This window comes from Desulfosporosinus metallidurans (genome assembly GCF_001936615.1).
Classification (GTDB): domain Bacteria; phylum Bacillota; class Desulfitobacteriia; order Desulfitobacteriales; family Desulfitobacteriaceae; genus Desulfosporosinus; species Desulfosporosinus metallidurans.
Map to the genome: position 1 here is coordinate 1 of NZ_MLBF01000081.1, position 12,748 is coordinate 12,748.

14 protein-coding genes are annotated in these 12,748 nt (G+C 46.0%); 3 read left to right on the forward strand and 11 right to left on the reverse strand.

Annotation, left to right across the window (positions count from 1 at the left end; genetic code table 11):
* The 9 genes from mobP3 to DSOL_RS24180 all read right to left on the reverse strand — a co-directional run.
* Positions 1-1,170 (reverse strand): MobP3 family relaxase (gene mobP3 / locus DSOL_RS24140; protein ID WP_075367283.1); only part of this gene is annotated, 1,170 nt, incomplete at its 3' end.
* On the reverse strand, positions 1,151-1,648 hold the full coding sequence (locus DSOL_RS24145) for a ribbon-helix-helix protein, CopG family (RefSeq protein ID WP_075367284.1): 498 nt from the start codon (positions 1,646-1,648) through the stop codon (positions 1,151-1,153). The genes mobP3 and DSOL_RS24145, both read right to left, overlap by 20 nt.
* A 38-nt stretch (positions 1,649-1,686) precedes the next feature.
* Positions 1,687-2,472: a JAB domain-containing protein gene (locus DSOL_RS24150; RefSeq protein WP_075367285.1), complete on the reverse strand. Its 786-nt coding sequence runs from the start codon at positions 2,470-2,472 to the stop codon at positions 1,687-1,689.
* Complete coding sequence (locus tag DSOL_RS24155; RefSeq protein ID WP_075367286.1) at positions 2,469-2,750, reverse strand: hypothetical protein; 282 nt, start codon at positions 2,748-2,750, stop codon at positions 2,469-2,471. Before DSOL_RS24155 ends, DSOL_RS24150 begins: the two co-directional genes overlap by 4 nt.
* A gap of 18 nt (positions 2,751-2,768) precedes the next feature.
* Positions 2,769-3,734: a phosphoadenosine phosphosulfate reductase domain-containing protein gene (locus DSOL_RS24160; RefSeq protein ID WP_083643005.1), complete on the reverse strand. Its 966-nt coding sequence runs from the start codon at positions 3,732-3,734 to the stop codon at positions 2,769-2,771.
* Between the two features lie 207 nt (positions 3,735-3,941).
* Complete coding sequence (locus DSOL_RS24165; RefSeq protein WP_075367294.1) at positions 3,942-5,003, reverse strand: DUF3991 domain-containing protein; 1,062 nt, start codon at positions 5,001-5,003, stop codon at positions 3,942-3,944.
* Positions 5,004-5,011: 8 nt separating this feature from the next.
* Positions 5,012-6,055, reverse strand: a complete 1,044-nt coding sequence (locus DSOL_RS24170) for a hypothetical protein (RefSeq protein ID WP_139314598.1) — start codon at positions 6,053-6,055, stop codon at positions 5,012-5,014.
* On the reverse strand, positions 6,042-6,872 hold the full coding sequence (locus DSOL_RS24175) for a hypothetical protein (RefSeq protein ID WP_075367288.1): 831 nt from the start codon (positions 6,870-6,872) through the stop codon (positions 6,042-6,044). Before DSOL_RS24175 ends, DSOL_RS24170 begins: the two co-directional genes overlap by 14 nt.
* A gap of 196 nt (positions 6,873-7,068) precedes the next feature.
* The gene (locus DSOL_RS24180) at positions 7,069-7,467 is read right to left on the reverse strand and encodes a response regulator (RefSeq protein ID WP_075367289.1); all 399 of its coding nucleotides are present in this window, start codon (positions 7,465-7,467) and stop codon (positions 7,069-7,071) included.
* 189 nt (positions 7,468-7,656) lie between these two features.
* Here DSOL_RS24180 and DSOL_RS24185 point away from each other — a divergent pair, with 189 nt between their 5' ends.
* On the forward strand, positions 7,657-7,908 hold the full coding sequence (locus tag DSOL_RS24185; protein WP_068962340.1) for a helix-turn-helix domain-containing protein: 252 nt from the start codon (positions 7,657-7,659) through the stop codon (positions 7,906-7,908).
* Between the two features lie 166 nt (positions 7,909-8,074).
* On the opposite strand, the gene DSOL_RS24190 is transcribed toward DSOL_RS24185, so the two are convergent.
* Entirely contained in the window at positions 8,075-8,968 is an 894-nt protein-coding gene (locus DSOL_RS24190; RefSeq protein ID WP_075367290.1) for a hypothetical protein, read from the reverse strand.
* Between the two features lie 205 nt (positions 8,969-9,173).
* Between DSOL_RS24190 and DSOL_RS24195 the strand changes: the two genes are divergently transcribed.
* Complete coding sequence (locus DSOL_RS24195; protein WP_075367291.1) at positions 9,174-9,656, forward strand: hypothetical protein; 483 nt, start codon at positions 9,174-9,176, stop codon at positions 9,654-9,656.
* A gap of 53 nt (positions 9,657-9,709) precedes the next feature.
* The gene (locus DSOL_RS24200; protein ID WP_075367292.1) at positions 9,710-10,633 is read left to right on the forward strand and encodes a TIGR01777 family oxidoreductase; all 924 of its coding nucleotides are present in this window, start codon (positions 9,710-9,712) and stop codon (positions 10,631-10,633) included.
* 81 nt (positions 10,634-10,714) lie between these two features.
* On the opposite strand, the gene DSOL_RS24205 is transcribed toward DSOL_RS24200, so the two are convergent.
* The coding region (locus DSOL_RS24205) for a helicase-related protein (protein ID WP_282433577.1) at positions 10,715-12,748 on the reverse strand (2,034 nt) is incomplete at its 5' end.

Sequence of the window (12,748 nt, forward strand, 5' to 3'; positions counted from 1 at the left end):
GGTGCTCATGGTTTTCTGCTTGTCGTCATATTCCGTATCAAGGCTTACGATATTCTGTTCCAGCATCTTCAGGATTTCACAGATCATCTGCTCGGTATAGTAATGCTTTTTGGCCTCAGTGTACTCCATATGGGACAATTCATGTTCCTTGTTCAGCATTGCTTTGATCACACCCAGCAGCTTGTTGGCAATCAGCTTTTCCGCTTCCTTGACTGCCTTTTGCCGGTACTTTTCGGTATTCTCAGGGTCGGTGTTGTAGAGCATTGCTAGGGCGCACTTGCTGTCCGCGTATTCGTCAATCATATTGCGGATATACTCGTTGCCGTTTTTCAATTCCTCGACAAAGGCATCCACCTCCGCTTTGACTTCTTCGGGCAACAGCTTGTAATACAGGCGGCCTTTTTTCGGCATTTTATCTTTCAGATCGAACAATCTGATAATCAGCGGGGTTAAATCAGTGTCTCCCAAAATGCCGTCCAAGGAGACTGTGCCCAGCTCGTCTGCTTCAATCCGTCCCACCAGCTCCTTTAACTGTTTGTATTCCTTTGGATGGGCCGCCTTGACGTACTCGTCAAATTCGGATACCAATTCATCGGTGACGGCCTTGATGTCGCCTTTGGCTTTGTCCTTCTCCCTGCAATACTGCTCGATCTTGTCCGCAAAGGTTTCCTTGATCAGTTGGATGCGGATGCTGTCGGGGATTTTAGGGTGGACATAGTTTTTCATCAGCCTTTGGTTTTTGTCCCAAAAGGCAACGTGACTATGGGGATGGCTGCGCTCGTTGTGGTGGGCACAGACCCAGGACAGGTTTTTTACGCTAATGCCGTTTTTTTGTGCCAAGGTTTGGATATGCCGCTCGATATACTGCTCCCATGCCTTATGGTCATTCAGCCCCAATTCCATGGCGGTTTCAGGAGCAAAGGAAATGATGCTGCGGAAGATGTTGACGTTTTTATAGGAAAGCTCCCGGACTTCTCTGGCGACTTCCTGCCAGGTTTCAAACTCCACCAGCTCGCCGGGAGAAAGCTTGCCGAACAATCCATGCCGCATTCCCTCGTTTTTGGAGGCGCCGGGGCGGGTGGCGATATAGCCGATATGGGCGTAATTGCATTTAGGGGTCTTTCGGTAATTGGGGTTTCTAAACCGCTGCTTATACATCAAAATCGACATAGGCCGGGGTTCCTCCCTTTAGCTCGTTGACCGCCTTTTTCATTTCCTCGTCATCCAGAAAGGCTTTGAGGGCGTCGCCGCTTTTCAGGTTGGCATAGGCCAGGGCGCGCTTTCTGGCCAGGCGTTCGATTTTTTCAAAGGAGGAATAGCGGTCGGTGTCGATAAGGTCGGCAATCAGGGCGATATTGGCATAATAGCCCGCCGCCGATATAATGGTCATGCGGTTGATCATTCCGGCCAGGCGGTTGCCAAGTGCTTTGATAGACACGTCGATTTCCTGGTGGATAATGACGGTGATGAGGTCGATGTTTTCCTCGTAGCTTTCAATCGCCAGGCCCTTTTCAAGATACTTGCGGATTTGCTCGTTGCGGGAAATATGCTCTCTGTCCGCCTTTTTATCAATTTCACCGCACATCTGCTTGGTAAGATAGATGGACGTAGTGATTTTTTCGTCCTGCTGTTGACCGGATTTAGCCATAGGACACGCTCCTTTCCTTATTAATAATTAATAGTCAATCAAAGCTCCCATTCATCTTCATCCTCCTGGGCGTCCGGTTCTAAAAAATTAAAATCATCCGGGTCTAATTCATCAAAATCCGAGATGTCCACATGAAAATCTGCTTTATCCTCCCCGAGCGCCTTATTGTTATCCAGAGGAATAGCATCGTAGCTTACATCCCTGGAGGGCTGCGGCATACCCTCCTTCTCGGCCATGGAGTGATATTGGCTATTGGCAACAATAATATGATCCAGCACGCTGATCTGGAGCGGCGCAAAAATGGATATCAGTCTTTCGGTGATATCCCTGTCTTGAATTGACGGAATCCGACTTCCCCCAGGATGATTGTGTGCCAGGAGGATGGACTTGCAATCGCAGTCAAGAGCCGCTTTCAATATCATTCTCGGATAAACGGCTGCTTCTCCGATGCTTCCCTCGGAGAAGATCCTGGTCTCGATGATGTTGTTGCCGGTATCCAGAAAAGCAGCCATAAACTTCTCCCTGTCCTTAATGCCGCCCAATAAGGATGCAAAGTATTCTCCCGCCACCTTAGAGGAATCAAGTACCAGCTTGTTTTCATTTTCCTGTAGCTTGAGGAGCCGATAAATAGAGATAAATTCGTTCAGGACATGGATTTTTTCAAGTTGCTGTTTATTAGGGTCAATGGTATTGGGATGCTCCAGCACATTAAAGAGATTGTTTTCGGCGGCGTATTTTTTCAGCTTGCTTTCGGCAATCCCCGTAAGGCGGGTGATTCCTTTTATGAAGCTGGAGGCGTGAGCCTCATCATAGTTTTTCTTCACGGTTTTGCACCCCCTCCCGGCTTTTCAAGCTTTTGTAAATCGGGTACTGCTTCTTCTCCCATTCCAAACAGCACCATTCTGACCGCCTTCAGCTTTTCAAAAACATCTTCTGAAAAACCGAAGCTCTCAAGGTTTCTGAAAAACCCATTGGCTCCGTAATCTTGGAGACATCGGTTGATTTGTTCCGTGATATCCGAATCAACTTCAAAGAGCCTCCCTAAAAGCCGGGAAGCCCTTTCATAGTCTTTTTGCTTGATTGCAGGTTCCTGTTCCATCATCGTGAAAACTCCTTTGGTTTATTCGATTTTTACGCCATAGGCAAGCAGCACCGGCCTCATCCCCAGCCCGCCTGTTTCCACAGGCTTCATGCAATACTCCCACAGCTTCGGGTGCGTCACTTTCAACCGTTGAAAGCGGTTCGGCTCTTTCTCAAGATGGCAGCCAAAGCCGCAGAAGATGCAGCCGGTACGCTTGCATAGGGTCGTTTCCAGCAGAGGAGGTTCAAATAAAGAAAGCTGCCTCCTTGCTGGTACGACTTCGCCGTAGCATTTAGCAATGGTCAGCTTTTCTATGACGATATACTGTAAAACATCCTGCTCCGTCCAGATGGAGATGGGGCGGGACTGGGGCCGCATCAACTTGAAGGCGTTGCAGCCGTCTTTCAGATAATTCTGTTCCCGGCGTTTGCTCTCAGCCGCCATAATACCGAGAATGGGAAACACGCCGTTTTTCTTTTCAAACGATTTCAGCGGCGATTTCTTCATTACTCCGCAGCAGTCCGCGTTGATTTTAATTCCGCTGTCAATAAGATAATGCCACTTTTGCGGGAGCTTAAAGCTGGTTGGCCGTCCGCTGACGCAGATCCCGTTAATCACTTTATTGCGAATCGCCTCATTCTCCGGCGACCGCTGCAACCGGTGGATATAGTCGGCATACTCCTTGGAGATAATGGGATAGCCGTATTTCTGCAAAACTTCCTTAAAAGGGACTTTAGGTTTCAACCATTCCACGTTGGACATCTGCTTTACATGCTCCCGCACTTCGGGATACTCCAGGCCTGTATCACAAAACGCCGCCGTCATGGACGGATACAAACGGCGGCAAATATCCAGGAGAACAGTGGAATCCTTGCCGCCGGAGTAGCTTACATAGGTTCCGTAAATGCCATAGTAATCCACCCACTCCCGGATTCTTTGCTCAGTTAATATTATCTTTGCTTCAAGCGGGAGACTCTGGCGCTGTACCAACTGCCAGCGTCCCATGAACACATCCTTTCGCTTTAACAAAAAATTAACAATCTATATAGGGTTTTAACAACGTTGCCGACACTGTCGGCAAGCCGTTTTGACGATTTGTTTAACAAATCTATTCCTGCCTTAACTGAAAAAAACGAGGGTCTTGCGACCTTCGTTTTTTTCGTTTCGGGCTTCCCCGAATGGGGAAGAGGTGTCCAATGAAAAGATAATTAGTCAGGGTTCCAGTTCGTCCCCCGATTCTTCCTCCGGCTCGTCCCGTGCCTCGCTTTCAAATTCGGCTTCCAGAATGGAAACCCGCATGGCGTCCAGTTCCTTCGGACTTTTGCCCTTACGGGTCTCCGTCAGGTCCTGGTTGAAATCTTTGAGGTGGGGCCGGTGGATGGCGCAGGCATAGCCCTGTTCGCCGTATTTTTCGCAGTATTTTTCTGCCGCCACCTGTCCGTAATTGGGAGCCCGTTTTCCGTCCTTGTCCCTGGCGTTATAGTCGTTGTCCAGGGCAAAGACAATTTTTTTGATTTCAGGGTGGTCCTTCATGTATCTCTCCAGGGCGCCGTCCCAGGTACAGCCGAGGGATAGGCGGTGATCCTGCTTCCAGTCCAGACCGTGCATTTTGGCAAGGGTGGCATGGCTCATCAGGTCGATAGGGCTTTCGGAAACGATGACGGTATCGCTTTCGCCCTCCACATAGAAGGGGTAGCTCTTGTCGGAATTCTCTTTATCCTGCTTAAAATTGCTTTCCGTGTGGGCCGCCCGCATGGAGCAGTATTTCGGGTTTTTCTCCCTGTCATAGCCGACAAACACACAGTTGCCGTATTTCGCTTCCTGATAGATTTTCCGCTCGTTCATCAGCAGAGAGACAACCTCCGGTGCAATTCCCCGGATGCTCACCAGATACCAATAGGCCCGTTTGAAGTTGGCGGCCTTGTCGGGCAGGATAAGGGGACCTTTTTCTGCTTTTACGTAGGGGATACGCTCACGGACATACGGCTCGTAGCTTTCGCCAATTAGCTGTGCCACCGCTTCGGTAAAGGTTTTGCCGTCATACTTCATCACAAAATCAATGGCACCGCCCTTTGAATTAGAGGTCCAGTGGTAAAAGCGGTTGCTGTCCTTGAAGATGTAGAGACCGCCGGAATTTTGGGCATGGAAGGCTTTACGCCCTCCCTGTTCCAGCTTGAAGCCGTACTGCTGGGCAAGCTCCACCAGGCTGACCCGGTTGGCCTGTTCGATCTGTTCCTCTGTGAAGCGAAGGGTTTTCGTCGTTGTTTGTGCCATAGGCAGCATCACACCTCCAGTTCTTCATCTTTCTCCCGCACATTTTCCGCAGGTTCAAGAGGGGCAGGAAGCACCCTGTCCAGCTTATATACGATAGCTTCCAGGGTTTTAAGCGCAGTTTTATCCAGGTCGCCCGACTGTCCGGCGGCAATGGCAAGGGTGTAAATCTTATTTAACTCTGTCCGATTAAAAAGCTCTGCCCGATTTTCAGGCAGAGCCAACAGGTATTCCAGCAGCCGTTTGTCCTCCGGCGTCATGCCGAAAATACCCTTGTGAAAGATATGATAGCTGATTTCATCGGTGCTGATGACAGGTTCCCTGATGTTGTCTTTGGACAGCATGTAAACGGGAACCTTATGCTCCAGGGCGTCAAAAACGTCTCCGGGTGTGGTGAATACCATATCGTCACGGGTGTAGCCGTAGCTGTGGAAGCGTTCCTTTACCATTGCGGCAATGTATTCGTCCAGGTTTCCGGCGGTGGTATTTAATATCCGTATCTGCCTTGCTTTGCCCAGAACATCTTGCAGCCGCTGTTCATCACCCACCTCATAGCGCAGGGTTTCAATCTCACCGTAACGCTGGCCGATGCTGTACCAGTTAGTGTTGTACTCGTCGATATCAAACTTGCGGATGTATCCGTTGTTGCTGTCGGGATGCTTGAAAACCGCCTCAACCGATTGTGCGTTGAAGCTGTTTTTCCGCACATCCTCGATATGCGTTTTGTAGTCCAGCTCAAAAACATGGCCGACAACAGCTTTGTCCTGCAAAGCTTCGATCTCTACCGCGAAGGCTTTGACGTTTTCGCTGGAATGATTGTAATAGTCCCAGGTGTTAAAGGCGTGGGTGTTTCGGATATAGACATCCCGTTCTTCAAAACACCAGGTGCCGAACCCACGGGACAGCCACAGGAAACATCGGCTGCCGCGGCTGTCCTCCGCGGCTCTTTGCAGTCTTGCGATGTCATATTCAAAATCCGACTGGTAATGCTCCGTGTTGTGCTGCATGATTTTCCGCAGGGTGTCTATCACATCCACATTCTCAAATCTCATCATCGTACTCCTCCTGTTCCTCTGAAAGCTCGGGATCATCTTCATAAAAACGGCTGTATCCCTTTGAGCCATATTCACTGACGGCTTCTGCTTTCAAAAGGTCTTTGCCTTTCAGATAATCGAAGCAGGAGAGGATGATTTTCAGCTCATCCTCTCCTGCTTCCCGTTCTTCACCTTCACCGTAGGAAAAGGTATGGGACTGAATAAAGAAGTCTATTCCGCCGTTGTCGCAGTGGCGCTCCATAAAGTCGATGTAATCATCTGTGTTATAAATCATCGTGTCATCGGGATTTCCAGGCATAAAAAAGGTTACAATCTGACTATCGTTGTTGTTCAGGGTGATTTCAGAAAATACAATTTTACGGTTGTCTGCGGTAATCAAATCGTCTAACTTTGCTTTTTGGTACTCGCCGAATTCGTTATCATCTTTCCAGCGCCATACAATGTTCATACTGTCAGGTGTAATGCCCTTACTCTCCAGAAACAGGCATTGCTGTTGAATCTTTAAAAGCGAATTTCTGGCGTCAAGTGAATGTATCCACGGGCTTGAATAATGCTCAACTGCTTTCCCCTTGAACAGGATATATCCCTCATGGTCCTGCGTCATGTGTTCGACGCCGTGAAGAAACGGCTGTTTATATTCGCCGCTTATAACTTCCTCATACAGCTTGTTAAATGCCTCGATGCCTCTGTCATTCAAAAAACCGTTCACAGCCATTTCGGTAAGCTTTAAATGAGTTGGACAGAGCAGATTGCCGTCTTGCGTGTTGTGTATGATTGCGATTGCTTTATCGAAAATGCTTAGATTTGTTTCAGACATTATATTCCTCCTTCCTTTCATAAAGCTGGAACCTGACACTTGTTGCCATTAGTCCACCTCCAGTTCTTCTTCAATTTCGGCAGGGGGAAAGAGAAAACTAAATATGTTAGCATAAATAATTAGAAGGCAGGAGTTCCATAAGGTATGGAGCACCTGCCTTTGATTTATCGCCTTTTTATCCCTTTTCCCCTATCTGCTACGGCCTTTCGCCAACTTTCCCGGCCAATACTTTATCTAATATTTTATTTATATCTTCTTGTTGGAGCGGTTTGAACAGTATCTCAAGCGGTGAGGCCGCCATAAAAGCATGTTGCAGTTGCTTATCGGATGCCGTTACAAAAACGATGTGACACGCTATGTTGTCGTCCCGAATCCTTAAAGCGGTCTGAAGTCCGGTCAGCTTTTTCATAAAGTTGTCCAGAAAGAAAAGATCGAAAAAATTTTTATTTTCATCAAATTTCTCAATAATTTCTTCTCCACTCTCGAATTCATAAAGATTAAAGCGCGCTCCATTTTGTTCCTCATACTCATGAATCAGTAAATTTAGAAGTTTCCGCTGGATGGGCCTGTCGTCACATATAGCAATATTAAGCATTATATCCACTCCTCTCTAAAATGAATTAATTTTATTTATCAAACCGGCTATTTAGGGAATATTTATATACAGACATTTCCAAATTGCAATATGACTACAACATTATACCTTAAAATTGCGTATGATTGCAATTATGTTTTAGATAAAATGGTATAAAATATTGTTTTATCTAAAAATGGAGGAATCATAATGCCCCCCAGCAAAAGCAAGTCGTACACAGCGGAAGAAAAACAATTTCTAAGAAACATCGGGTTCAAAATCCAATTTTTTCGGAAACAACGAGGTCTCAGTCAAAATGAGCTTGCCGAAAAATCAGAATTAAGTTATACCACCATTAGCCACCTCGAAAGCACCTCTGTCTATGGTGTATCTATCATTTCTATATTTAGGATAGCGCAAGCTCTTGACGTTGATCCAAGCCAGCTTCTAACGTTCAAATAAGCGGTAAGTGTTCATTGAGGTGTATTTTGCAGATTCCAAAATTGCAGTATAAATTGAGCATAGATGGCGTTTACTACATAAATCAGAAGTTCTATTACATGGGAGACTGAGTTGTCTCCCATGTTTTTATTATATAAATGAACGGTCGTCACAACACATGTCCCACCTACATTTCCATTTCATCGGTAAGCTCATCATCCAAGCCGCAATCAAGCTCGTCCTTATCTTCATGTTCCTGAATTTCCTCTAGGATGTCCTCCACGCTGGCGTTGTCCCAACGTTCTTGCAGAATTTCCACAATATCCTTGCATTCATCGGGCAGATGCCCTTTGATGCTGTCCTGTACGTCCCTGAAATCGCCCAGGAAACCCCAGCAGCTATCTATTTCTTCTTCCTGTTTATACAGCCTGAAGCCGTAGCACTGGCCGGTAAGATAGTAGTCATAGTCTTTAACTTCACCGTCCAACAACTTTTCAGCCTTTTTAATGGTTTCAGGTGTAACCTCTCCAAATTCCTCCTTTATCTTATCGTGGGGAGCATAAATCCACCCTAAAAGTCCGCTGTCCCAAGGGCAGCTAAATCCGGTTGTGTTTACCGTCAAGCCGCTATGGTCGTACATATAGACAGGCAGAATACTATATGCTTTTTCAGACAGTGTTTTCAAGTCCTGCCACTGCATTTGCTCAAGGATCGCTTCGCTCAGTTCGGTTTCGCTGCCTTTTAACGGTGCGGAGAGGGTATATTCGGTATACCACTTCTTGAAAAAATCAGAATAAGAATTAAGCTCCCATTCATGAGCGGACTTGTTATATTCCAGCTTCAAACCATCCACATTGCCATTCTTGATATAGGAAATAACATCTTGATCTGGGATGCTGTCCTGCACCAGTTTTCGAAAGAATTCTTCCGCGTCGTCGTAGTGATGTTCGTCGCCCAGCGTGTACCGCCTGTGGAAGCAAACCATTGTACCGAAATTGTCCCATTCTTCGCGCGGATTTATCGGTTCGTCATCGGGTACAACAAACAGGGTGTAGGGCCTCTGTGTTGCCACCATCGGCATGGGTATCACATCCTTTCTAAGAGATATAGTTACAGATCTTTATTAACTTTGAATACAAAAAAGCCGCCCACATGGTAGCAGCTTAGTTCGTTGAAAAAATATTATTTGATATTTATGGTATAATTAGTTAATCGCTTGTGGCACAACAGTAGGAAATTACGAAATTAATATAATTTCTATTCAGTCGATAGAGGTGAAGGTAAAGGTGAAAATGAAAAAACAATTATTATTATTAATTTTTGGAATCTTAGCAGTATTTCTTTTATTGGTAGGATGTGTTAATGATAGACCAATAAATAAAGGCAATGAAAATATTAGCTCAAAAACTATTGCGATAGGAAAATATTTTGGAAAGCCATATAGTATAACTTCCTCGTTTTTGCCAATTCTTACTTTAAAAGACAATAATGAATTCAAATTTGAATTGGGAATTGGTATGTCTATCGAAGGTACTTATACAGTAGATAATAATAAGCTGGTTTTAACCTCTTCTGGAGGAGGTGAAAGTTACGTATTTGGTATTGCTGAGCACACATTAATAATTGAGCAGGAAATACCTTATGTAAAGAAAAATACTAAATTCGTATTTACAGTAGAAAAACCAAGCAAAAATTGTTACGCAATCTTCTTATTTAGTGCATTAATACAGTTCGGGGGAAGTTCAAAGGGACTCCCGTCCATTGTCTGAATAAAGGGCATAGCCCGCCGCCTAACGTTAGACGCCATTTCGGAGGTGGAAAGATGAATGTGTTTATTTTTGGTGGGACGGGTTTCGTCGGAAGAAATCTTATAGAGGAATTACTTAAGAATGGATATCAGGTATATGTTGTAACGAGAAATCCCAAAAAAACTGCCAGAAGCTTTGAAAATAAAGTTCAGGTAATAGAATGGGATAATGTTTCTCCTCTATCTTCGATTTTTGAGCTACAGCAAACTGACGTAGTGATCAACTTAGCGGGTGAGTCAATCGGTAATCGTCGATGGATCAACTCAGTGAAAGAGGAGATTTTAGCAAGTAGGATTAGAACTACTAGAGCAATTGTTACGGCTATCAATAATGGTACTATTCAGCCAAAAGTTCTAATTAACGCTTCAGCAGTTGGATATTATGGACCCCGTGAGGATGATGAGCTAACAGAGTCTGATGAAGTTGGTCAGGATTTCCTAGCTCAAGTTTGCCGAGATTGGGAAAAAGAAGCATACAAGGTTCAAAATAATTTAACCAGAGTTGTTACTATTCGGATTGGCGTAGTTTTAGGAAATGAAGGCGCACTAAACAGAATGGCATTTCCATTTAAAATCTACATAGGAGGCCCAATGGGTACGGGAAATCAATGGCTCTCCTGGATACACATCCAAGATTTATCGAGAATGATAAGGTTCATAATTGACCATCAGGAGGTAGCTGGTCCTATAAATGCTGTTGCACCAGAGCCAGTAAGAATGAGAGATTTTTGCAAGATACTAGGCGAAGTTCTAAATAGACCATCATGGTTACCAATTCCAGAGATTTTGTTGAAAATAGTATTAGGTCAAGTGGCTGAGATGTTATTACATGGACAACGGGTTGTTCCAAAGAAAATTCTCAGTGCTAATTTTGAATATAGGTTTTCAAAATTGAGGGCTGCTTTAGAGGATGCTCTGGAGAACCAGAACGGCGTCTAACAACGGTCTAATTACAAGAGGGGGGATGGACATGGCAATACTTTCTGGATTGGCAATAAAAGCAAAGCCTGGGAAAGCGGTTTAAGCATATTCCGCCTCCCAGGCTTCTTTATTACAGGCCTTCTCTGTCTCAGTCGCGGTGTTTTCGTCAAATATGACTTCCTCTTGTTTTTGAAGCTCCTTAAACTCCAGCCTGGTATTGATCTCCGCCTGCCGCGCTAAATACTCGTTCAGGCGCTGTTCATACTCAAAGGGCTTTTGGACTTCCTTCCTGGCTTCTTCAAGCTGAGTTTGGGTATCCGCCAGCTTTTGCTCCATATTCATCAGCACCGCCGGTATCTTTTCAACCACGTTTTCAAGCCTTGTGATACCGCCGAGGGATGAATCGCCAAGGGGTGTGCTGTAGGTGTTGTCGCCTTTTACCAGCAGTTCCAGTTGTTTAAAGGCATTTAGGACAAGCAAGAGATGCAAGCCCCTAAATTCGCCGACTAACAAGGGTTCGCAGTTTACCACAAGGTCATTAAGCTTTGCCATTAACAGGAGTTGCTCTCCAGCCTTAACACGCTCATCATAGGTTTTGCCATTAATCACTATGGAAAAATCTTTCCCCTCAGTTTTCTCCCGCAATACCACATCTTTGCCAATACTCGCAATCTTTTTCTCACAATAGGCAATGGTATCGGGGTATTGATTAGTAATATTTCGTCCCAGGGTCAGACGTTCATTGTTCCAGTTACCTTTGAGCAGCTTCAACCGTATAACCTCGTTGTCCACTTCCATTTTTTCTGCCAGCAGAGGATTGGAGGTCGCAATCGCCTTCACCTCGGCAGCGGAAAGCACCGTTTCATCCATATCCTCACAGGAACGGGAAATGCTCTTGCCCGTCATCACCTGTGAGATATACTTTAATTTTTGCTCCTGAATCTGCCAGAGATAAGCATCAAACGTACCCTTCGTGACATACCGCAGGATTTTGACAACAAGGTTTTGATTGCCCTGGCGGAGTATTCTGCCATCGCGCTGCTCAATGTCGCTTGGCCGCCATGGGCAGTCAAGGTGATGGACCGCAACCAGTCTGTCCTGTACGTTGGTTCCGGTGCCAAGCTTGCTTGTGCTGCCCAGCAGGATTCGGATTTCACCCATGCGCACCTTTTCAAACAGGTTTTCTCTTTGCTCGTCGGTTTTAGCGTCATGGACAAAGGCGATTTCATCAGCCGGCACACCTTTTTCCGTCAAACACCTTTTCATTTCATCGTAGACGTTAAACTGTCCGGACTTTGGCGTACCGCTGTCGCAGAACACAAGCTGTGTCAATCTTTGCTCAGAGCTTTCCTGCCAGATATCAAAGACGTTTCCAATGGCTATATTCAATTTGCTGTCCGGGTCATTAGGTGCATCTTCGTAGACCAGGCGGGGATCAATGGACATCAGTTTCGCTTCACCGGTGAGTTTGAGCATGTTATCTTCATCTGGCTCAACTTCACGCTTGCGGATTTTTTCTGCACGCTCCACAAAGCTTTCCATGATCATCTTCTGGAAGGGTGTAGCTTCGGTGGCAATAATGGTTGCCTTGCCGCCCTCGATTTCAGGGATGGGGAGGTTCAGCATATCGGCGGTCTGGATATCCGCCACAAGCTGGAAGATGTTCATCAGTTCCGGCAGGTTGTGGAATTTCGCAAAGCGGTTACGCATACGGTAGCCGGAGCCTTCCGGCGTGATTTCCAGAGACGATATCACCTCGCCAAAGGTGGCCGCCCAGGAATCAAAATAGTTGAGTCCCAATCTTGCCAGCATCTGCGGCTGCAAATACCGCTGCAGGACGTACATTTCACTCATGCTGTTGGAGATAGGTGTGCCGGTAGCGAATACCACGCCTTTACCGCTGCCCATTTCCTGCAAATACTGGCATTTCAAAAGCATATCCGTCGCCCGCTGGCTTGCGGACCGGCCAATGCCTGCCACGTTGCGCATTTTAGTGTAGGTAAAGCAGTTCTTATAGGCATGGGCTTCATCCACAAATATATAATCCACGCCAAGCTGCTCGAAATTCAAAAGGTCATCCTTCTTTTCCTCTGCCGCCAGCCTGTCGAGCCGGGCTTTGAGGTTGTTCTGAAA

What these genes read in the sequence shown, in the direction of transcription:
- DSOL_RS24200 (WP_075367292.1), top strand. Translation starts at nt 9,710, where the DNA reads ATGAATGTGTTTATTTTTGGTGGGACGGGTTTCGTCGGAAGAAATCTT.
- DSOL_RS24190 (WP_075367290.1), bottom strand. Translation starts at nt 8,968, where the DNA reads ATGCCGATGGTGGCAACACAGAGGCCCTACACCCTGTTTGTTGTACCC.
- DSOL_RS24160 (WP_083643005.1), bottom strand. Translation starts at nt 3,734, where the DNA reads ATGGGACGCTGGCAGTTGGTACAGCGCCAGAGTCTCCCGCTTGAAGCA.
- DSOL_RS24170 (WP_139314598.1), bottom strand. Translation starts at nt 6,055, where the DNA reads ATGATGAGATTTGAGAATGTGGATGTGATAGACACCCTGCGGAAAATC.
- DSOL_RS24145 (WP_075367284.1), bottom strand. Translation starts at nt 1,648, where the DNA reads ATGGCTAAATCCGGTCAACAGCAGGACGAAAAAATCACTACGTCCATC.
- DSOL_RS24165 (WP_075367294.1), bottom strand. Translation starts at nt 5,003, where the DNA reads ATGGCACAAACAACGACGAAAACCCTTCGCTTCACAGAGGAACAGATC.
- DSOL_RS24175 (WP_075367288.1), bottom strand. Translation starts at nt 6,872, where the DNA reads ATGTCTGAAACAAATCTAAGCATTTTCGATAAAGCAATCGCAATCATA.
- DSOL_RS24180 (WP_075367289.1), bottom strand. Translation starts at nt 7,467, where the DNA reads ATGCTTAATATTGCTATATGTGACGACAGGCCCATCCAGCGGAAACTT.
- DSOL_RS24155 (WP_075367286.1), bottom strand. Translation starts at nt 2,750, where the DNA reads ATGATGGAACAGGAACCTGCAATCAAGCAAAAAGACTATGAAAGGGCT.
- DSOL_RS24185 (WP_068962340.1), top strand. Translation starts at nt 7,657, where the DNA reads ATGCCCCCCAGCAAAAGCAAGTCGTACACAGCGGAAGAAAAACAATTT.